16 protein-coding genes are annotated in these 21,179 nt (G+C 68.3%); 6 read left to right on the top strand and 10 right to left on the bottom strand.

The window, feature by feature from the left end:
- Window positions 1-29: 29 nt before the first annotated feature.
- Genes AC56DV_RS28570 through mrtJ form a run of 4 tightly spaced genes read right to left on the bottom strand, consistent with a single transcriptional unit; the run spans window position 30 to window position 3,410 of the window.
- Entirely contained in the window at window positions 30-281 is a 252-nt protein-coding gene (locus tag AC56DV_RS28570; protein ID WP_496317593.1) for a DUF4266 domain-containing protein, read from the bottom strand.
- Window positions 278-790 (bottom strand): TlpA family protein disulfide reductase, encoded by a 513-nt coding sequence (locus AC56DV_RS28575; RefSeq protein ID WP_496317594.1) that lies wholly within the window; start codon window positions 788-790, stop codon window positions 278-280. Before AC56DV_RS28575 ends, AC56DV_RS28570 begins: the two co-directional genes overlap by 4 nt.
- Window positions 787-2,979: a choice-of-anchor D domain-containing protein gene (locus AC56DV_RS28580; RefSeq protein ID WP_496317595.1), complete on the bottom strand. Its 2,193-nt coding sequence runs from the start codon at window positions 2,977-2,979 to the stop codon at window positions 787-789. The genes AC56DV_RS28575 and AC56DV_RS28580 overlap by 4 nt, the downstream gene beginning before the upstream one ends.
- Window positions 2,980-3,014: 35 nt before the next feature.
- On the bottom strand, window positions 3,015-3,410 hold the full coding sequence (mrtJ, locus tag AC56DV_RS28585) for a JDVT-CTERM system glutamic-type intramembrane protease MrtJ (protein ID WP_496317596.1): 396 nt from the start codon (window positions 3,408-3,410) through the stop codon (window positions 3,015-3,017).
- Window positions 3,411-3,591: 181 nt separating this feature from the next.
- Between mrtJ and AC56DV_RS28590 the strand changes: the two genes are divergently transcribed.
- The 5 genes from AC56DV_RS28590 to AC56DV_RS28610 all read left to right on the top strand — a co-directional run bounded on the left by AC56DV_RS28590 (window position 3,592) and on the right by AC56DV_RS28610 (window position 8,687).
- Window positions 3,592-4,158, top strand: coding sequence for an RNA polymerase sigma factor (locus AC56DV_RS28590; protein ID WP_496317597.1), 567 nt, complete (start codon window positions 3,592-3,594; stop codon window positions 4,156-4,158).
- Entirely contained in the window at window positions 4,155-4,862 is a 708-nt protein-coding gene (locus AC56DV_RS28595; RefSeq protein ID WP_496317598.1) for a zf-HC2 domain-containing protein, read from the top strand. The genes AC56DV_RS28590 and AC56DV_RS28595 overlap by 4 nt, the downstream gene beginning before the upstream one ends.
- Window positions 4,859-6,178 (top strand): S8 family peptidase, encoded by a 1,320-nt coding sequence (locus tag AC56DV_RS28600; protein ID WP_496317599.1) that lies wholly within the window; start codon window positions 4,859-4,861, stop codon window positions 6,176-6,178. The genes AC56DV_RS28595 and AC56DV_RS28600 overlap by 4 nt, the downstream gene beginning before the upstream one ends.
- Window positions 6,179-6,311: 133 nt before the next feature.
- Complete coding sequence (locus tag AC56DV_RS28605; RefSeq protein WP_496317600.1) at window positions 6,312-7,694, top strand: glycoside hydrolase family 27 protein; 1,383 nt, start codon at window positions 6,312-6,314, stop codon at window positions 7,692-7,694.
- 51 nt (window positions 7,695-7,745) lie between these two features.
- Window positions 7,746-8,687, top strand: a complete 942-nt coding sequence (locus tag AC56DV_RS28610) for an alpha/beta hydrolase fold domain-containing protein (RefSeq protein WP_496317601.1) — start codon at window positions 7,746-7,748, stop codon at window positions 8,685-8,687.
- A gap of 4 nt (window positions 8,688-8,691) precedes the next feature.
- On the opposite strand, the gene AC56DV_RS28615 is transcribed toward AC56DV_RS28610, so the two are convergent.
- Together AC56DV_RS28615 and AC56DV_RS28620 are read right to left on the bottom strand one after the other, a co-directional pair.
- A complete protein-coding gene (locus AC56DV_RS28615; RefSeq protein WP_496317602.1) occupies window positions 8,692-11,565 on the bottom strand; it encodes a TIM-barrel domain-containing protein in 2,874 nt (957 codons plus the stop codon).
- Window positions 11,566-11,702: 137 nt separating this feature from the next.
- Window positions 11,703-13,337, bottom strand: a complete 1,635-nt coding sequence (locus tag AC56DV_RS28620; RefSeq protein ID WP_496317603.1) for a methyl-accepting chemotaxis protein — start codon at window positions 13,335-13,337, stop codon at window positions 11,703-11,705.
- 429 nt (window positions 13,338-13,766) lie between these two features.
- On the opposite strand from AC56DV_RS28620, the gene AC56DV_RS28625 reads away from it, so the two are divergent.
- The gene (locus tag AC56DV_RS28625) at window positions 13,767-14,465 is read left to right on the top strand and encodes a TorF family putative porin (RefSeq protein ID WP_496317604.1); all 699 of its coding nucleotides are present in this window, start codon (window positions 13,767-13,769) and stop codon (window positions 14,463-14,465) included.
- Between the two features lie 31 nt (window positions 14,466-14,496).
- Here the strand turns inward: AC56DV_RS28625 and AC56DV_RS28630 are convergent, their stop codons facing one another.
- The 4 genes from AC56DV_RS28630 to AC56DV_RS28645 are packed head-to-tail and all read right to left on the bottom strand — an operon-like array spanning window position 14,497 to window position 21,156.
- Complete coding sequence (locus AC56DV_RS28630; protein WP_496317605.1) at window positions 14,497-17,409, bottom strand: insulinase family protein; 2,913 nt, start codon at window positions 17,407-17,409, stop codon at window positions 14,497-14,499.
- 44 nt (window positions 17,410-17,453) lie between these two features.
- Window positions 17,454-18,428: a thymidylate synthase gene (locus tag AC56DV_RS28635; RefSeq protein ID WP_496317606.1), complete on the bottom strand. Its 975-nt coding sequence runs from the start codon at window positions 18,426-18,428 to the stop codon at window positions 17,454-17,456.
- 56 nt (window positions 18,429-18,484) lie between these two features.
- Entirely contained in the window at window positions 18,485-20,047 is a 1,563-nt protein-coding gene (locus tag AC56DV_RS28640) for a DEAD/DEAH box helicase (RefSeq protein WP_496317607.1), read from the bottom strand.
- Between the two features lie 14 nt (window positions 20,048-20,061).
- Window positions 20,062-21,156, bottom strand: a complete 1,095-nt coding sequence (locus tag AC56DV_RS28645) for a threonine aldolase family protein (protein WP_496317608.1) — start codon at window positions 21,154-21,156, stop codon at window positions 20,062-20,064.
- Between the last annotated feature and the right edge of the window lie 23 nt (window positions 21,157-21,179).

Below are 21,179 nucleotides of genomic sequence, written 5' to 3' on the forward strand. Positions count from 1 at the left end.
CTTGTCCTTGTTCTTGTCCATATCCCGCTTCAATTGCAGCCGCAGCCGCCGCCGCCGACGCCACTGCCGCCGGAGGCGGCTTCCTTGCTGGCGTAGATATGTTCGTTGAAGCGTGCTTCCAGCGGATCGCCCTCGATCAGCATCTCCGGCTTGGCCAGCGCGCCTTTCTCCCACACCTGCACCGGCTTGATGGCGCTGCAGCCGGCGGCGCCGGCGGCGATGGCCGCCAGCGCCGCCAGGCGCGCCAGCGCGCGCACGGAGGCATGCACGCGCGGGCTCATTTCTTCGCTCCCAGCGCGGCGCGGATGCGGCTTTCCAGCTCGGCGCGGTCGCCTTCGCGGAAGCCGCTATGCTCGAACAGCACTTTGCCGTCCGGCCCGATCAGCACGCTGCTCGGCATGCCCTTGATGCCGTACTGGCGCGGCGCCGCGCCGGCAGGGTCGAAGGCGACCACGAAGCGCGCCGGCGTGCTGGCCAGGAAGCTGCGCGCGTCGTCGGTCTTGGCGTCGACGTTGATGCCGACCACCTGCAAACCCTGCGCGCCGTACTTGGCCTGCATCTCGTTCATCCACGGGAAGGAGTGGCGGCAGGGGCCGCACCAGGAAGCCCAGAAGTCCAGGTAGACCAGCTTGCCCTGGTACTGCTCCAGGCGCACGGCGCCGGCCGGACCCGGCAGCTCGAAGGCGGGCGCCTGTTGGCCCGGGACCACCGCCGCGCCGGCCGGCAGCGCGAGCAGCAGCGTGACGGCAGCGGCGGAAACGACGCGGCTGGCTTGGTTGATGAAGTTCATGCTGCCTCCTTGTTCATTGGTTGATTCTTGCCGGACTGGCGCGCCTGCCGTTGCGTCGTCCTGCGCCAACCGATCACGCCCAGCGCCAGCAGCACCAGGAATGGCAGCATCGGGTCGCTGCCGTCTTTCGCGGCGGAGCAGCCGCCGCCGCCGCTGTTCTGCGGCTGCGCAGCGGTCGGGTTGGCTGCTGCGGCGCTGGCCTGGCCGGTCAGCGCGATGCTCCAGCTGGCTCCAGCGTCGCCCTGCAGCTTGACGTCGCCGGTGCTGGCGCCTGCGGCGGTCGGCGCGTAGCGCACCGCCAGTTCGCAGGACGCGCCCGGCTGCAGCGTGAACGGCGCGGCTGCGCAGCTGGTGCTGTCGGTGACGGCAGAGAACGGGCCGGTGAAGGTGGCGCTGGCCAGGTTGAGCACCGCGCTGCCGGTGTTGGTCAGCGTGAAGCGCTTGGTGGGCGCGGTGCCGCCGACGGTGGCGGCGCCAAAGTCGAACGACTGCGGCGACACGGCCAGCGCGGCGCCGGCGGGCACCGCCACGCCGTTGCCGGACAGGTTGAGGTTAAGCTGCACGCCGCCGTCCGTTACCAGGACCAGGCCGGCGCTGCGGGCGCCTGCGGCGGTGGGCTTGAAGCTGCTGTCGATGGTGCAGCTGGCCGCCGGGCTCAGCGAGCCGTTGACGGCGCAGCTGCCGCCCAGTACGAAGTCGCCCGGGTTGGTGCCGCCCAGCAGCAGGGTGGCGATTTTCAGCGCCGCGCTGCCGTCGTTGCGCAGCACGGTGCTGCGCAGCGCAGAGCTCTTGCCGAGCTGGGTGTCGGCGAACACTAGCGGGCCGCTGTCGGACAGCACTGGCTTGGCCACGGCGGCCGTGGTGCCGGCGCCGCTGATGGCAACCTGCAGGTCGGGCGCGTTGGAACGCACCAGCAGCGTGGCGGCCACGTTGCCGGCGGCGGCAGGGGCGAAGGTCACCGGCACGACGCAGCTGGCACCGGTGGCCAGCGAGGCGCCGCAAGTGCCGGCGCTGGCCGTCACGCTTGCCGCGCCGCTGGCGGTGATGGAGCTGATGGCGAGGGCCACGTTGCCGCTGTTGGTCAGCGTGACATTTTGCGTGACGGCCGCGCCGCCCACGGTTTGCGTGCCGAAAGCGAGCACGCTGGGGTTGGCCGCCAGCGCCGGCGCGGCGGCAGCGCCGCTGCCCGACAGGCCGATGGCGGCGCTGCCGTTGGACGCGTTGGAGGCCAGCACGATATTGCCGGAGAACGCGCCCGCCGCCGTGGGCTGCGCCTGCACGGTCAGCGCGCAGCTGCCGCCGGCCGGCAGCGGCACGGCCGTGGAGCAGCTGCCGCCCAGCGTGAAGTAGCCGCTGTTGGCGCCGCCCAGCGCGATGCTGGTGAAGCTGAGGGTGGCCTGGCCGCTGTTGCTGACGGTGATGGCCTGCGGCGTGGACGGGGCGTTCACCACCAGCGCGCCGAAGTTGATGCTGGTGGGCGACAGGGCGATGGTGGGCTGCGCCACGGCGCTGCCGGTGCCGCTCAGCGCGAGCGTGCTGGCGCCGCCGGTGGCGTTGTGGCCGATGGTGAGGGTGGCTGCGCGCGTGCCTGCCGCCACCGGCTTGAAGCTGACCACCAGGGAGCAGTTGGCGCCTGCGGCCACCGCGCCGCCGGCGCTGCAGCTGCCGCCGCTGACGGCATAGTCGCCGGCGGCGGCGCCGCCCAGCGCGATGCTGCTGATGTTGAGCGCGGCCGAGCCGGTGTTGGCCAGCGTGGCGGACAGGCCGGCGCTGGTCTGGCCCACGGCGGTGCTGCTGAAGGCGAGGCTGGCGGGGGTGAGCGAGGCGGTTGGCGCGGGCGTCACGGTCGGGTCGCCGATGAAGGCCGCCAGGTCGGCCAGTTCGGCGGCGCTGAAGCGGCCGTTGAACAGCGCACCCATGCCGCCCCGGTTGGCCGCGATGGCGGCGCTGATCACGGCCGGCGAGTTGGCGCCGCGCAGGATGCCGCTGACGTTGTTGGCGGGATTGGCGCTGTGGCAGGAGGCGCAGTTCGCGCCGCCGCCCACCGGGCCGTTCAGGTACAGGCTTCTGCCGTTGAGGGCGTTCTGGGCCGACGCGCTGCCGAGGCCGGCGCCGAGCATCAGCAGCGTGGCGAGGCCGTTACGGCGCAGTTGCAGCCAGCTTGGGTGATGCGGTGTGGATCGTGTCATCGTTGCTCCTGGTCGGTTCGTTGTCAAATTTGTTGTTAAAAATTCATGTTGCAAAAAATAAGGGCAAAGCCGTTGCACAGCGCATGCGCGGCGGCGCACAGCCTCCAGTCCCGCCAGCGCCAGTACAGCAGGCCCAGGGCCAGTCCCGGCGGGAACACGGCGGCTACCGCGAACCAGCCGGCGCCAAGGTGCAGCAGGCTGAAACAGGCCGCCGGCGCCAGCACGGCTACCGTCGGCGCCAGCACCGCCGCCGTTGCCGCCGGCCCGGTGCCTGGCGCCGCCAAACGCCGCATCAGCCATTCCTGCAGGCCGGCACGCACGATCCATTCCTCCAGCAGCGGCGCCAGCACCAGCAGGCGCAGCAACGTGGCCGGGTTCGTCTTCAGCAGCGACGGGCCGCACAGGGCCGGGAGTAGTAGCAAAGTGGTCATGTCACCCGGTCAATACTGGTAAGTTGGAAAAAGGTTCAAAGGGACGCGAAATATTTTTGACGTGATGGCGGCGTGTAAAATGGATTGGGAATTTTTTGAACCTTTTCCGTGCTCGGGCGTATAAACCGTCACCAGCAGAATCAACGAAGAAATAACGGGCGGCAGCGGGAGAAACAGGCAGATGCGGAACTTGGCGGGGGCGGATGGCGGCGAGCCGCAATTGTTGCGGCAGATCGCGACAGGAGACAGGACGGCGTTCCAGGCGCTGTACCGCCTCTATTTCCCCAGGCTGGCCAGGTTTCTGGACCGCATGGTGCGCAATGCGCCGCTGCTGGAGGAGATCATCAATGACACCATGCTGGTGGTGTGGCAGAAGGCGCAAACGTACGATCACAGCTGCAAGGTGTCGACCTGGATTTTTGGCATTGCCTACCGCCAGGGCTTGAAGGCGGTGAACATGCTCGACGAACCGGTGGAGTCGGATTTCGAGCAGCAGCCCGGCTGCGCCAGCCAGGAACCCGAGCAAGCGGCCTTGCAGCAGCAGATGCAGCAGGACGTGGGCCGCGCGCTGGAGGCGCTGCCGCTGGAGCAGAGGGTGGTGGTGAGCCTGGCTTATTATCACGACATGGCCTACCAGGAGATCGCGCTGACGATGGATTGCCCGGTCAATACGGTGAAGACGCGGATGTTTCACGCCCGCCAGCGCTTGCGCGGCATGCTGTCCGCCCATATGGAAGAGTTATCATGAGTACCAATCAATTAGCGGACACGCATGGCGCGGTGCAGGACTTGCTGCCTTGGTTCGCCAACGGCACCCTGACGGCCGACGAGCTGGCGCTGGTGCGCGAGCACCTGCGCGAGTGCCCTCAATGCCGCGACGACGCGGCCTGGCAGCAGCGCCTGCGCGCTGCCGAACCGGCCTTGCCGCCGGGGCTGGACCCGGAACGCGCACTGGCGCGCCTGATGCCGCAGCTTGGACCGCAGCTGGATTCACAGCTTGCGCCGCAGAGCGCTGTGCGGCCCGTTGCGCAGCCGTCCATGCCGCCTGCCGACGGCTGGTTGCGGCAGCTGGCCGCACGCTGGCAGGCATTCTGGTCCGGCGGCAGCGGCTGGATGCCGTGGGCGCTGGCCGGGCAGGGCATGCTGATCGCCGGTCTGGCGTTCCAGCTTTTGCCAGGCGACACAAGCGACTACCGTGCGCTGAGCAACGGCGGCAACGCCGCGCCGCCGCCGGCCGGCAACGTGGTGGTGGTGTTTCGTCCCGACGCGCAGCTTGGCCAGGTGCAGCAGATCCTGCAGACGCAGGGCGCGCGGGTGGTGGACGGCCCGACCGTTACCGGCGCCTACGTGCTGGACGTGCCGGACGCGAACCAGGCGCAGGCGCTGACCGCGCTCAAAGCCTACCCCGTGGTGCAGCTGGCGGAGCCGCTCAACGCACGGCGCGCGCCATGAAGCGCGCTTTGCCATGGCTGCTGTGCTGCGCGCTGCTGGCCGTCGCCGCGTCCGCCGCCGCCAGGCAACTGGCGCCGGCAACCGTGCAGGCGAGCGAGCGTGCCAGCGAGCATGCAAACCCGCAGGCGGCCCAAGCCCAGGCAACTGCTGCCCCGCAGCCGGCGCGCGAGATCCTGGTCATGCTGCGCCTGCCGGCCACGCATTTCCGGCCCGACGCCTACTATCCGCCCAACTACCGCGACGACGCCGGCCACGCCGCGCGGCGCCGCATCGCCGAAGCGCTGGCCCGCGAGTACGGCCTGCGCCTGCTGGAAGACTGGGCCATGCCGCTGCTGAACGTCGATTGCTACCGCATGGCCGAACCGGAGGGCGCCGAACCGGGCAAGATCGTCGAGGCGCTGTCGCGCGATCCGCGCGTGAAGTGGGCGCAGCCGATTGAAACCTTTTCCGCGCAGGGCGGCAGCGACCCGCTGTTTCCGGTGCAGCCGGCGGCCCAGCAATGGCAACTGGCCGATATGCGCAAGGCCGCCACCGGCCGCAACGTGACGGTGGCGGTGATCGACAGCGGCGTGGAAGCGGCCCATCCCGACCTGGCCGGGCAACTGGTATTCCAGGAGAACTTCGTCGACGGCCAGCCGTACACCGCCGAACGCCACGGCACCGGCGTGGCGGGCGTGATTGCGGCGCGGGCCGGCAACGGCGTGGGCATCGAAGGCGTGGCGCCGGAAGCGCGCCTGATGGCGCTGCGCGCGTGCTGGGAGCTGGCCGACGGCGCCACCCGCTGCAACAGCTTCACGCTGGGCAAGGCCATGAACTTCGCGCTGATGCACGGCGCCCAGGTGATCAACCTCAGCCTGTCCGGACCGCCGGACCGCCTGCTGCGCGAGCTGATCGACGTGGCCTGCGCGCGCGGCGTGCGGGTGGTCAGCGCGGTCGATCCGGCCAGCGCCAACGGCGGCTTTCCGGCCTCGCATCCGGGCGTGTTCGCCGCCACGGCCGTGGTGGCGCAGATGGTGGCCGGGCGCGTGCTGCTGGCGCCCGGGCGCGACATTCCCACCGCCGCACCCGGCGCGCGCTGGGGCATGGTGTCCGGATCGTCCTATTCGGCGGCGCACATTTCAGGCATGATGGCTTTGCTGAGCGAGCTGCGGCCCACCATGGCGCTGCCCCGGCTGCGCGCCAGCATCGTCACCCAACCCGCGGGCCAGGCCCAGTCGGCCGGCATCGACCTGTGCGCCACGGTCAGCCACCTGACCGGGAAGTGCACCTGCCTGTGCGCCAGCACGGCCCAGTTGAAGGAGGTGCGCCCCCCCTGACGACAATTTTTGCCCCCGGTTTGGTGAAATTCGTAATAGATCAGGAGAGCAGGCTGCGCTATGCTGCCCCGCACAGCAGTACAGCCGCACGGCCGTACGCCCGCCTGCCAACCCTCGCTTCGTCAAAGATCCCATGCCAAACCTGCCCCGCCGCCGACTCCTTGCCACCTCCATTGCCGCTGCCGCCGCCACGGCCCTGTCCGGCGCAGCACCAGCCGCAGCACCAGCGGCAGCACCCAAAACCGCCGGCAGCACGCCGCTGGCGCCCAGGCCGCCGATGGGCTGGAACAGCTGGAACTCGTTTGCCACCACCATCACCGAAGCCCAGGCGCTTGAGAACGCGCGCATCATGGCGCAGCAGCTGCTGCCTTCGGGCTACGACATATTCACGGTCGACATTCAGTGGTACGAGCCGAACGCCAGCGGCTATGAATATCGCAAGGACGCCGAATTGACGATGGACGGGTACGGCCGCCTGCTGCCGGCGCCGAACAGATTTCCGTCCGCCGCCAAGGGCAAGGGATTCCAGGGCCTCGCCGATCAGATTCACCGCATGGGCATGAAGTTCGGCATCCATGTCATGCGCGGCATTCCACGCCAGGCGGTGCGGATGAATACGCCGATCCTGGGTACGAATCTGCGCGCGCGAGACATCGCCGACACCAGTTCCACCTGCGCATGGAACGGCGACATGTACGGCATCGACATGACACGGCCCGGTGCGCAGGACTACTACAATTCAATCTTCAAGCTGTATGCGTCGTGGGGCGTCGACTTCGTCAAGATGGACGACATGTCGCGGCCTTATGACAAAAACTGGCGCGAAGTGGAAGCGGCGCACAAAGCCATCCAGGCGTCCGGCCGCGCGATGACGCTGAGCCTGTCGCCCGGTGAAACCGATCTCAAATGGGCCAGCCACGTGCCGCACTACGCGCAGATGTGGCGCATCTCGGACGATTTCTGGGACGAGTGGAGATTGCTGAAGGAGCAGTTCCAGCGCCTCGAAAACTGGAATCCCAGCATGGCGCCCAACGCCTGGCCCGACGCCGACATGTTGCCGCTGGGCCGTCTTGCGATGGGTGAGCGGGACACGAAGTTCACCCGGGATGAGCAGCAGACGCTGATGACCTTGTGGAGCATCGCGCGCTCGCCGCTCATCATGGGAGGCGACCTGCGGCGCCTGGACCCGGCGACACTGGCCTTGCTGACCAATCCGGAAGTGCTGGCGGTGAATCAGCAGAGCCATCAGAACCGTCCGCACCGCGCCGATCCGGGCACGCGTATCTGGAGTGCCCTGGCGAACGGCGCCAAACCGGTCCCGGTTCACTACCTGGCGCTGTTTAACACTGAAGAGGCGCCGGTGGAGATAGAATTCGACCTGTCGCGCCTGAATCTTGGCGACAAGACGGTGGCGCTGCGCGATCTGTGGCGGCGCCAGGACCTGCCGCCGGTGCGCGGGGCCATTCGCCAGGCGCTGGCGCCGCATGGCTCGGCGCTGCTGCGCGTGACGGCATGACGGCATTGCGGCCTGGCCGGCCCCATTACCCCTATCTGTAAGGAACGAACGATGCGAATTGCACTGGTACTTCTGGGCTCGGCCCTGTGTTTGACCCTGCCGGTTCCGGCGCCGGCGCAAGGCGCGGGCGACGACGGCCTGCGCGCCGCCGTCCAGGTGGGCAGCGGCTACAACGTGAACGCGAACCTGACCTACCTGACCGCCAGCGGGCGCGATCTCAAGCTCGACGTCTACCAGCCCTGGCCCAGCAAGGCGGCCACGCCGGTGGTGCTGAACTTCCACGGCGGCGGCTGGGTGGCGGGCTCGCGCGAAGGGGACTTGCTGCGTCTGATGCCGTACATGCAGATGGGCTTCGCGGTGGTGAATGTGGAATACCGGCTGGCCAAGACCGCGCTGGCGCCGGCCGCTGTGCAGGACACGCTGTGCGCGCTGCAGTGGGTGGGCCGCAACGCCAAGCGCTACAACTTCGACCTGTCCAAGGTGGTGGCGACGGGCGGCTCGGCGGGCGGGCACCTGGCGCTGGCAACTGCGATGATTCCGTCCGATTCCCCGTTCACCAACCAGTGCGCGGCGAACGACAGCTGGAGTGGGCCGTACGTCAATGCGGCCCCGAAAGTGGCGGCCGTGGTCAACTGGTTCGGCATCACCGACGTGGCCGACATGCTGCAGGGACCGAACGTGCGCTCGTATGCGGTGGCGTGGTTCGGCAGCATGGACGGCCGCATGGAGCTGGCGCGCCGCCTCTCGCCGCTGAGCTATGTGCGCAAGGACGGGCCGGCGGTGCTGACCATCCACGGCGACGCCGATCCGCTGGTGCCTTACGCGCATGCGCAGCGCCTGCAGCAGGCGATGGACAAGGCCGGCGAGAAGAACGAGCTGTTCACCATCAAGGGCGGCGGCCACGGAGACTTCGCGCCCGAGCAGCACCAGCAGGCCTTCCAGGCCGTGCGCAGTTTCCTGCGCGGCCTGGGGATCGTGGCGCCGGGCGGTTAGAACTTCACCGCTGGAACTTTACCGACAGCGGCTTGCCCGAGTAAGTGACCGACCTGGTGGCGCTTGCCGATTCGATCGCGCTGGCGTTCGCCGGGCTGACCAGCACCAGGTTCAGCTTGCGCGTTTTGACCAGGCCCGGATAAGTCCCTTTGCGGGCGCCCACGGTCAAGGACCTGGCGGCATCGTTCCAGGCCAGCTCATAGGTGGCGTACTGTCCCTTTTCGTAGTTATAGGTTTCGTTGTCGTCCTCGTAGACGGTGAACTTGCCGTCGGCCCCGGGGTAGATGCGGATCTCGTGCGGCGCATCGGCGCGCTCGGTCGCATACTGGACCACAGGCCCCATCGGCACGATGGCGCCGGCGCGCACGTAGAGCGGGAACACATCGAGCGGCACGTCCTTGCTCACGGTTTTGCCGCCGCCGAAGCGTTCATGGGTCCAGAAATCGTACCAGTCCGTACCGGCGGGCAGGTAGGTCCGCATCGTGGTGTCCGGCGCGCCGGCATCCATCCCCGCGCTGGCGATTTGCGACGGCGTGCGCCACGCCAGCCGCAGGTTGCGCTCGGAGAGCCCCTGGTAGTACTCCAGCGTGACCGGCACGCTTTGGCCCCGCTTCAGCGCGGCTTTCGCGCTCACATAGCGCTTGCCGCCGTTCTTCCAGTCTTCCAGGGCCAGCTTGCCGTCGATGAAGAGGCGGAAGCCGTCGTCGCCTTCCACGCCCAGTTCGTACTCGCCGTCCTCCGGCGCCACGATGGAGCCGCTCCAGCGCGCGGAGAAATTGTCCAGGCTCGTCAGCCCGGCGGGAATGTCCGCCAGCGGCGGGCCCGGCCACTGGAAGTCGATGGTGGCGTCGATGGTCTGGCCTTTCGGCGATTCTAAACGGGTGCCTTCGAAGTACTGCCCGGCCAGCCCCGGTTTGCCGTCCGGCGTGCGCAGCGCGGTGGCGGGAATGGTGGCGGCGGGCGGCGGCGGAATCCGGTACATCTGGCGCGTGACCGGATGGACCAGGAACGACGGGCCGAACTGGAACGCGTCGTTGATATTGTGGACCGCGTGGTCGTCCGGGAAGTCCATCGGCAGGGCGCGCATCATGGTGTAGCCGTCGTTGGTCACCTTCCAGCTCAGGCTATAGATATAGGGCAGCAGCCGGTAGCGCAGGTGGACGGCGTCGCGCAGCGCCTTGTACATCGCGGGATCCGATTGCTTGAAGATATACGGCTCGCGCTCGACGTCGGTGCCGTGGATGCGCATGAGCGGATTGAAGGCCGCGTATTGCAGCCAGCGGGCGTACAGCTCGCGGTACGAGGCGTTCTTTTCGCCGCCCGGGAAATCCGAGACGAAGAATCCGGCGGTATCCTGGGTCCAGTACGGGGTGCCGGTGATGGTGACGTTGACGCCGCCGTTGATTTGCTCCTGCAAGGTTTTCCAGCTGGCCCGCGTGTCGCCGGACCAGGAGGCGGCCGCCGTCCTTTGCGCGCCGGCCCAGGACGAGCGCGTCAGGGTGAACACGCGCTGCCGGCTGGTGGCCCGCTGTCCCTCGTACGTGCCCAGGGTGGTCATCAGCGAATAGGGATTGAGGTAGCGGGTGAAATCGCCCATGGCGTTGTTGCCCAGCCCCTTGATGTCGCGCTCCGTCTCGCCGGCGTCATGGACCGCCGTGCCGACTTCCACTTCGGTGCCGTCCATCCACAGCGCGTCCACGCCGGCATCGAGCAGGCCCTGCTTCACGTGCTTGAAGTAGATCTTGCGTCCCTCGGGGCTGAAGGCGTCGTAGATGCGGGCCTTCTTCGAAATCCAGTGCAGCGGTTCGAAGCGCAGGCCCTGCTGGTCCAGCTCCCTGGCCAGCGCCGTGTCGTTGCCGATCGACGGCCAGATCGACACCATCAGCTTGAGGTTCATGCCGTGCAGGCTTTTGGTCAAGCCCTTCGGATCGGGGAAGCGCTCGCGGTTCCAGGTCATGCCGCTCCAGCTGCCGTCCTTGTCGCTGCCCCAGTACTGCCAGTCCTGGACGATATAGTCGAGCGGGAAGCGCTCCTTGCGGAAGGTCTGTGCCACCTCCAGCAGGCGCTCCTGCGTTTCGTAGCGCTCCTTGCTCATGAACAGGCCGAAGGCCTGCTTCGGATACAGCGGCGCCGCGCCGGTGAGGTCGCGGTAGCCGGCCACCACCCGGTCCAGCGTGGCCCCGCCCATGAAGTAGTAGTCCACGCCGCCCGGCGCGCTTTCGGCCCACAGGGACGCGCCCTCGGGACTATCCTTGAAACGCATCTTGGAATAGGTATCCCACAGGATACCGTAGCGTTCCGAGGACATCATGACGGGAATGATGATGCCGACATTGGTCTGCACCAGCAGCAGTTCCTTGTTGCGGCGATTGAGCTCGCCTTCGCCGGTGAAGCCGAAGCCGTAGATGGCTTCTTCGGGCTTGAGCGTGAAGGTGTTGCGGGCTTCATAGGTCGGCGCGCCGGCCACTTCGATCTTTTTCAGGGTCTGCGGCGCGGCCTGGCTTTCCCGCGTATAGACCTTGCCCTTGGCGTCCTTGAAGGTGATGGCGCCGCTCGACTTGTCGATGACGATGTGGAGCTGTTTGCTCTCCAGCGTCAGTGCGCCGGCGCTGTCGCGCGTTTCAAAGTCGATGGCGGCGGGCTTGCCCGTCACCACGATGCTCGGATGGCGCCAGAAATTCTCGCCCAGCGTCGTGTTCACGCGCACCGTGGCGGGGCCGTAAAAGGTGACGTTCTTGGTTACGCCGGCCACGCGGACCTGCACGCCGTGCTCGATCGGCGAGTACGAGAAGGGGGAGGGCGCCGCTCTCGCCCCTCCAGCGAGCGCGGCGAGAGCGGCGAGCAGCGCAAACACCGGTAGTGGGGTATGTTTTCCCATCTGTTTCCCTGGTCTGTGAATATATTGACTACGGCCTGGACGAAGCCGGACGTTAGCAGAATATTCAAACCGGGACTAATGCCAAATTTTCTGTTGTCGATAACGAATTCGGTATCGCAGAGATGATAGCCGCGCGCTCACGCGGCGATCAGCCCTCCGGGCACCAGCCGCAGCGTGGGGGCGGCCGCGCGGCGCGGCGCGGCTTCGGGCGCCGCAGGGGCGGCGTCGCCGCAGCCGGTACTGAAGGTAGACACCACCTGCGTCAGGCAGGCCGCCTGCTCCTGCAGGGAAAGGGCTGCCGCCGCCGCCTCTTCCACCAGCGCGGCATTGCGCTGCGTGACTTCATCCAGCTGGCAGATGGCCTGGTTGATCTGGTCCAGGCCTGCGCTCTGTTCCTGGCTGCCGCTGGCAATGTCGGCCATCACGCCGGCCACGCCGCCTATGCCCTGGACCACCGACTGCATGGTGGCGCCGGCCTTGCCCACCAGCTGCACGCCCTGTTCCACCTGGTGCACCGAGTTGCCGATCAGCGCCTTGATTTCCTTGGCCGCCGCCGCCGAGCGGTGCGCCAGGTTGCGCACTTCGCCCGCCACCACGGCGAAGCCGCGCCCCTGTTCGCCGGCGCGCGCCGCTTCCACGGCCGCGTTCAGGGCCAGGATGTTGGTCTGGAAAGCGATGCCGTCGATAACGCCGATGATGTCGGCGATCTGCCTGGAGGAGGCGTTGATGGCGTCCATGGTCTCGACCACCTGCGCCACGGCCTTGCCGCCTTCGGCTGCCACGGCCGACGCCGACGCCGCCATCTGGTTGCCGCGCACCGCGTTCTCGGCGTTCCGCTTGACGATGCAGGCCAGTTCTTCCATCGACGAGGCGGTTTCCTCCAGCGCGCTGGCCTGCTGCTCGGTGCGGACGGACAGGTCGGCGTTGCCGCTGGCGATCTCGCGCGAGGCGGTGGCGATGGCGTCGGCGCCGCCGCGCACCTGGTCGACAATGCCGGCCAGGCTGCCGTTCATGTCCTTGAGCGCCAGCAGCAACTGGCCGGTTTCGTCGCTGGAACGCGCTTCGATCACGCTGCCCAGGTCGCCCGATGCCACGGTCTGCGCGATGCGCACCGCCTGGTTGATGGAAGCGGTGATCGAGCGTCCCACCGCCCAGGCGGTAAGGCCGCCCAGCACCAGCGCCAGGGTGGAAGCCCCCAGCATCAGCGCCAGCGCGCGCGCATTGCTGTCGTCGGCCTCCTGCTCATCCTGGCGACTGGCGGCCAGTTGCACTTCCACGTATTGCTGTATCGCGTCCTGCCAGGCGTTGGTGGCCGGCCCGGCCTGGCCCAGCAGGTAGGCAACCGCGGCTTCCCGGTCGCTCTTGCTCAACTGGAGGAAGCGGTCGTACATGGGCAGGGCGGCGTCGTGGTCGGCCTTGATCTCGGCCATCAGCTTCCGGCCGGCCTGGTTCAGCGGCATCTTCTCCAGCTCTGCGTAGGCCTTGTCGTAGCGCGCCTTGGCGTCCGCGATCTTTTGCGACTCGGCGCGCGCGGCCGCCTCGTCCGACTGCAGGGCGACGGTGCGGATGACGCGGGCCACCACGTGGGTGGACTGGGACATTTCCTCCAGCAGGCGGATTTTCTCGAGATTGACGTCGACGATGTGGTGCAGCGCGTGGCTGGCGGTGTTCAGGCCGGCGATGCCGGACAGGGCGACGCCGGCCAGCAGCGCCAATACCACCGCGAAGCCCGCAGCCAGCCGGGTGCCAATGGACAGATTGGTGAATTTCATGATTGCCTCCAGGGTAGGGAACACACACGATGCGGCGGCTTGGGGGACGCGAACGGGGAGCGTCTGGCGCGGCATCAGCAGGCGAGGGTGTGGCCTGAAAGAAATTGGTGTTGCTTTGAGTTACATTTGGTGAGATTTCAGAATAGCCCAGGCGGGGCAGTTTGGATAGCAATAAATGAGATGGACCGGATGGGATTGCGCGATTTTGTTGCGGATTTGGTTCCCGCGCGAGGGTGGCGCTGACTCCAGCCGGGAGCCTGTATCGTCCTGTTCAGCGGCGCGCATCTCTGGCATGATGGGTTTGTTACGCACCTGATCGGGGAGTTTACATGTTTGTGCAGCAGTTTTCGCAGCAGTGTTCGCAGCAGTTGCTGCGGCCATGCCGACAAAGGCGGCCGCGCGCCGGCCGCCCGTGCGGCGGAGGCGCCGTTGCGTAGAGCCTGGGCGGTCCTGCTGCTGTGCTGCTGGCAGGCACGCGAAGCCGGCGCGCAACTCAGCGGCAGCGCCGCGCTGGTGTCCGAGCACGTGTATCGCGGCGTCAGCCTCAGCGACGGCGGTCCCGCGCCCCAGCTCAATCTCAATTATGATGGCGCCGCCGGCTGGTACGCGGGCGCGTTCGCATCCCGCTACAAACTGCAGGGCGACCGGCGCAGCGGCACGCAATACATCGCTTACGCCGGCTACGCGCAGCGCCTGGCATCCGGTCTGACGCTGGACACGGGCGTGTCGCGCTACGGCTATACGCCGGGGGCGAACCTCAATTACAGCGAAATCTACGCCAGCCTGGCGGTCGACAAGCTCAACGCCCGGTTTTCCTATTCGCCCGACTACCTGGGCCTGAACGCGCGCACCGCTTATGTGGAACTGAACGGCAGCTATGCGCTGGGCGGCGACGTCAGCCTGTACCTGCATGCGGGCAGCCTCAGCTACCTGTCCAGGGTGCCGCTGTATGCCAGCCGCCATACGCTTGACGGCCGGGTGGGCCTGGGCACCGGATGGGCCGGCTGGCGCTGGCAGGCGGCCTGGGCCAAGGCGCAGACGCGCGGCAACGGCTACAGTTCGTGGTACGGCGGCGCAGCACCGAACTCCCGGGGCAGCCTGGTGCTGAGCGCCACCCGCCCGTTCTGATCCGGGCGACGCTGAACCTGGCTGCCAACTGCTAGCCGCCTTGCCCCGGCGCCGTCGGCTGCGCCGGGCTTTCTCCGCTGAGGGCGTGCAGGTCGGCCACTTCCATGCCGTCCAGGTCTTGCGTGGTGTTGCCCACGAAAGCCGCGCGGCTGGGCGTGCCCTGTTTCAGCCACTGGCGCGCCGCCGCCCGCACGTCGTCCAGCGTGCAGCCCAGCACACCGCTGCGGAACTGTTGCCGCTGCGCCGCGCCGATGCCGCGCGCCTTCAGGTTCCAGGCGTTCAGCACCGCATCGAATGGCGACGCGGGACGGTCCAGGGACTTGATCACGCAGATGATGGCTTCCTCTATCTGCTCCGGGCTGAAATCCGTTTCCAGCAGGCTGTCGATGGCGCCGGCGAAGTCGGCGTAGGTCGCCGCCAGGCGCGGGTCGCGGTAGGAACTCATGCTGAACAGCCGCACGCCGCCGGCGTAGCTGGCCGAGCCGCCGTAGGCGCCGCCTTTTTCGCGCACCGCCTGGTGCAGCAGCTGGTGCGTCAACAGTTCGGCCGCCACCGCCAGCGCCGGCGCTTGCGGATGGGTCTGGGAGGGCGCGGGCCAGGCGATGCTGCAATGGTTGACCTGGCCGACCGCGTACAGGGCCAGATTGGCGGGCTGGCCGGCGCCATCGTCGGCCGTTGCCGCCGGCTGCCGCCGCGCGGCGGTGGATGCGGCGGCCGGCGCGGCGAGCATGCCGGCAAGCGCCTGCGCGTCGTCGCCGGTGCCGGCGCACAGCACGGTGGAGGGGCAGGACACGACTTGCGCGTGGATCTGCGCCAGGCGCGCCGCAATGTGCGCCACGCCCTCGGGAGTGGCCGCCAGGCGCCGCAGTTCGCCGAGGAAGGGCAGCATGGCCACGCCGCCGCTGGCGTTCTCGAAGCGGCGCAGCGGCGACAGCGGCGCGGTGGCGGCCAGCGACGCATAGACGTTGCCCGAACTGGCCAAGCTGTTGACGCGGTTCTTCACCATGCGGCCGACCAGGAAGGCGATGCGGTCATGCTCGTCGAAGCGCGGCTTGCCGATATAGGCGGCAAGCACCTCCGCCATATTGGCATGCTCCTCGCGCAGCCCGGTAACGGAGAATTGCAGCGCCAGTTCCAGCGTATCGTCGGCCCGGACCACGGCTTCCACGCCGACTTTGAAGGCCGGCACCATGCGCTGGCGCCACGCCCCGGCTTCGTCGTAGCCGTAGCCGGCCACGCCCAGGTCGCGCCGCAGGTCCGCGTACAGCTGCAGCCATGGCCACTCGGCGGCGGGCAGGGCGCTCACGTCGAATTGCGCCAGCGCGTAGGAAATGCCGTTGGAGGCGATGGGGAAGATGTACTTGCCGTCCTGCGCCTCGGGAATGGCGGGCAGCGGGCGCGGATGCGGGCTGACATCGCCCGGTTTGATGCGGGGCAGAAGCGAGGTGTCCGACGGCACGCGCTGGTGCGCATCCAGTGCCGCGCTGTCGGCCTCGATGCGGGCGCGCTCCTCGCCGCTGAGCGCCGCCAGCCTGGCGGCCAGGCCTTCCTCTTCAATGGCTGCGCGCGCCGTGAAGAAGTCCGCGTCCGGCACGATGGCGGCGTCCAGCCGGGCCGGCGAATCGAGCAGCCGGCGCACCAGGCCCTTGAAAAAGGCCGGATCGGCGATGTCCTGCTCCAGCTGGCGCAGCACGGGTTCGCTGTCGAAGGCGCCGACCACGTCGCCGCCGCGCATGGCCACGGGCAGCGCCTGCAGCATGCGGCCCATCACGTTCGGCATGCGGCCGCTGGAGGTGTCGCGCTGGCTGTACTTGATGTCGCGCAGCGCGGCCTGCAGCGCCGATTGCGGCACGCCGGCGCTGGCGGTCTGCTCCAGCGCGGCCCAGACGCGGGCACGGGCATCGGCCAGCTGGTGCTCGGCCAGGCCGTCCATCCCCAGGTGGAACAGCAACTGGCGCGGCCCGCTATCCATGCCGTTCAAGCGCGAAGGCCTGCCGTAGCCGGCCGATTCCATGGCTTTTTTCAGCGGCGCCGAGGCGTCGCCCAGCAGGCCGGCCTGCAGCAGGTTGGCGTGGTGCTGCACGGTGGCGTCGGACGATTCGCCCATCAGCCAGGTCAGCTGGAAGCCGAACTCGTCGGCGCGCGCGCTCTGCGACGGCACCCGTATGGTGGCCTGGCGCGGCGCGGCGGCGGTGGCCAGCTGCGGCATGCGGCGCGGCGCGGCGCCCGGCAGCCTGTTCAGCACGCGCTCGGCGAGGTGGCGCTGGATCTCGGCGGCGGGAATGTCGCCCGCCGTCATGAACACCGCCTGCGACGGATGGTAGTGGCTGGCGTGGAAGTCCTTCAGCATCTGGTGGCTCAGCTCCGGGATCGCCAGCGGATCGCCGCCGGACACCACCTCGTAGGTGGTGTCCTTGAGCAGGGCGGCGGTGATGCCGTTGTACAGCGCCCGCGTGGGCTCGGCGAACGCGCCCTTCATCTCGTTGAACACCACGCCCTGGTAGCGCAGCTTGCCGTCTTCCAGCGTGTGGCGCCAGCCTTCCTGCAGGAAGTTCAGATAGTCCAGGCGCGGGAAGAAGGTGGCGTCCAGGTACACGTCGAGCAGGTTGAAGAAGTCGTTGCGGTCGGTGCTCGCGAAGGGATAGACGGTGCGGTCGGCATACGTCATCGCGTTCATGAAGGTGGCGGTGGAGCGGCGCAGCATGGAGAAGAAGGGCGCGCGCACCGGATAGCGCTGCGAGCCGCTCAGGGCCAGGTGCTCCAGGATATGGGCGCGGCCGTCGCTGGTGTCGGGGACGGTCGGGAAGGCGACCAGGAAGGCCAGGTCGGCCCCGGCGGTGGCCAGGTGGATGTGGCGCGCGCCGGACGACGGCGCCACGTACTCTTCCACGGTGGCTTGCAGGGCGGCGATGCGGTGGCTGCGGACTAGTTCGAACGTATTCATGAGGCTTTCCTTTGACGGGTCAGCCTATCCTACACAAAGCCGGGTCAGACCGCCATCGGCGCCGTAATGGGCGCGTGGTGCTGGTAGCCTTCCAGCGCGAAGTCGGCGGGTTCGACCTTTTCCAGCCACTCGGGCTCGTACTTGCCGGTCTGGGCGAAGTCGGGCACGCGCTCGGAGATGACCAGCCTGGGGGCCGGGAAGGGCGCGCGCGTGAGCTGCTCCTGCACCATCTCCATGTGGTTCTCGTAGATGTGGGCGTCGCCGATGAAGTAGCTGAACCAGCGCGGCGCGTAGCCGGTGAGGCGCCCCACCAAGGCCAGCAGGGCGGCGCCTTCGGCCAGGTTGAACGGCGTGCCCAGGCCGATGTCGTTGCTGCGCACGTACAGGCACAGCGAGATCTCTTTGGTGGTGGCGTTCGGGATGAACTGGTACAGCAGGTGGCAGGCCGGCAGCGCCACCTGGTCCAGCACGGACGGGTTCCAGCCGTGGAACAGGATGCGGCGGCTGCCGGGATTGTTGACGATGGTGTCCAGGCATTCGCGCAGCTGGTCGATGGCTTTATACATCAGCACTTTCTGCACGCCGCCTTCTTCCAGCGGCGCCACCTGGCGGTAGCCGTTCTTTTCGGCGTCGGCGATCTGCGCGGAGGCGGAGGCGTCGAGCAGCTTGTAGCCCGGCCATTCGCGCCACTGCACGCCGTACACCGGGCCGAGGTCGTCGGTGCCGGTGCGGTAGGGGTTGTCCAGCCATTGCTGGTTTTCGTTGGCGTTCTGGTCCCACACCTTGCAGCCCAGCGCGCGGAAGTCGGCCGCGCTGCGCGAGGCGCGCAGGAAGGCGCACAGTTCGCCCACCACGGATTTGAACGCGAGCTTCTTGGTCGTGACGGCCGGGAAGCCGTCTTTCAGCAGGTCGAAGCGCATCATGGCGCCCGGCACGCTGAGCGTGCGGATGCCGGTGCGGTTGTCCTGCCAGCTGCCGGTTTCAAGGACGGTACGGATCAGATCAAGGTATTGCTGCATGCGGTTCTCCAGCGTGGTGCGTGTTCGTCAAAGGCGGTGATTGTATCAGGGGCGGCTCAGCGTTTCACGCTGCCGCGGCCGGTCTTCCTGCCCGGCGCGATGGCTTGTGCGCGGCCTTCGGCGCGGGCTGCGGACTTGGCGCCACGGCCGCCGGCGACGATGACTTTGCCCTGGCCCTGGCCCGCATTGCGGCCGCCGCCGGCCGCTTCGGCCATCGCGCGCAGGGCGGCGGCATTGCTGCCGCGGCTGCCCGGTGCGGGCGCCTTGGCGGCCGGGGCGCCGGGTTTGCCCGCGTTTGCGCCTGCATTGCCGCGTCCTTTGCCGCCTGCAGCGCCGCCCGCCGCGCCCCCGGCAGGACGTGGCGCCGCCGCTGTCTTGGCTGCCAGCGCAGCCTTGCCGCCGGGCGCACCGGTGAACGGGCGTTTCTTCTTGCCGGCCACGGCCTCCTTGGCGGCGGGTTTCGGCGTGCCGGTTTCGGGCACGCGGTGGTCGGCCTCGAAGCCCGATTCCTCTTCGCGGCGCAGCACCTGCCGGGTGAGCTTTTCGATGGCCGACAGCAGGTCCACCTCGTCCGCGCACACCAGCGAGATCGCCACGCCTTCGGCGCCCGCGCGGCCGGTGCGGCCGATGCGGTGCACATAGTCTTCCGCCACGGTGGGCAGGTCGAAGTTCACCACCAGAGGCAGCGCTTCGATGTCCAGGCCGCGCGCGGCCACGTCGGTGGCCACCAGCACCTGCACTTCGCCGGCCTTGAAGCGCGCCAGCGCGCGCAGGCGGGCCGGCTGCGGCTTGTCGCCGTGGATGGAGTCGGTGCTGATGCCATGCTCCACCAGCGTTTTCACCAGCACGTCCACGCCTTTGCGCGTCTTCACGAACACCAGCACCTGGCCCCAGCGCTGCTTCTTGAACAGGTGCAGGAACAGTTCCGCCTTGTGCGCCTTGTCGGTGGTGATGATCCACTGCTTGACCGACTTGGCGGCCACATTGCGCGGGCTGGCCTGGATCGACAGCGGGTCGTTCAGCAGTATCTGCGCCAGGTCGCGCACGTCGTCGGAGAAGGTGGCCGAGAACATCAGCGTCTGGTGCTCGTCCGGCAGCGCGAGCAGGATGGCTTCCAGGTCGGCCGCGAAGCCCAGGTCCAGCATGCGGTCCGCTTCGTCCAGCACCAGCGACTGCAGCTGCTCGAAATGCACGGCGCCCTGGCGGAACAGGTCCAGCAGGCGGCCGGGGGTGGCCACCATCACGTCCAGGCCCTTGTTCAGTTTGGCGATCTGCGGCTCGATCGGCACGCCGCCGTAGGCCACGTGGCAGCGCATCGGCACGTTGCGGCCGTAGCTGCGGAAGCTCTCGTACACCTGCTCGGCCAGCTCGCGGGTGGGCACCAGCACCAGGCAGCGCACGTGGTTCGGCGCGGCGCGTTCTCCCTCGCTCAGGCGCTGCAGCAGCGGGATGGCGAAGCCGGCGGTCTTGCCGGTGCCGGTCTGCGCGGCGGCCATCAGGTCGCGGCCGGCCAGCACGGCGGGAATGGCTTGCTTCTGGACCGGGGTGGGCGTGGTGTAGCCTACCGTGTCCAGCATGCGCAGCAGGGGATCGATGAGGCCGAGGGATGCGAAAGTCATGGGGATCTTTATTGTTATAGGTCGGGAGCGGCCAGTTCGGCGCTCCACAGGGTAAGGATGTCGTGCAGGCGCTGGTCGCCGATGGCGAGCAGGTTGTCGCCCACATACCATTCGGTGGCGCTATGGCCCGGCAGCTGAGCGTGGCCGACACGGTTGAACAGCCACACGCCGTGCTTTTCCGCGAAGGCGTTGCGGATGGCGATGGCGCGCTCGCGGCTGACGGGCATGTGCAGGTGCAGCAGGCTGGCTTGCGGCCGCGCCGGATTCGGCACCAGCAGCGGATGGCCGCGCAGCGTTTCAAACAGCGCTTCGGTGCGTTTGAAGTACTGCGGCATGGCGGCCAGGCGCGCGTCGAACTGCATCGCGGCGGCCACCACGTAGGGCGTGCGGTGGATGACGTTGCCGCCCTGCCGGCGGAACCATTCCTGCGCCCTGGCCACAAAGCCTACGCCGCCCAGCAGCATGGCGCCGCCCAGGCCGCCGATGCCTTTGTAGAGCGACACGTAGACAGTGTCGAAACCGGCGCAGATCTCGTGCAGCGGCTTGCCGTAGGCTGCGGCGGTTTCCCACAGGCGCGCGCCGTCCATGTGCAGGTGGATGCCGCGCGCGCGGCAGTAGTCCTTGATGGCTTGCAGCTCGTCCCAGCTGGGGCACTGGCCGCCGATTTCGCGCGCGGGCAGTTCCAGCGAGACGGCGCCGAGGTGGTCGGGCAGGGCCTGCAGCTCCTCCAGTGTCCATGGGCGGTGCGGATCGCCGATCTGCAAAGCCTGGAAATGGCCCAGCAGCTGGTGGTTGCCGCGTTCGTGCCTGAAGATGTGGGCGGTAGGGTGCAGCGCCGCCAGCGGGCTGCCGCGCTCCACGCAGGCCAGGCGCAGCGCCGTCACCTGCGTCATGGTGCCGGTGATGCAGAAGGCGGCAGCCTCGAAACCCAGCAGGTCGGCCACCTTGCGCTCGAAAGACTGGATCAGCGCACCTTCGCCGTACACGTCGTGCACCACGTCGTTGGCGGCGCACCAGGCGGCCATGGCGGCGAACGTTTCGGCCGGCGCGGGCTGGCGATGGCCGGGCAATACGGTATGGCACGTCTGGCGCAGTTCGGCGTCGGTCACGTTCAATCTCCTGAAAGAACGTG

Source organism: Massilia sp. BGA-UO-ETr-WB1, assembly GCF_059567845.1.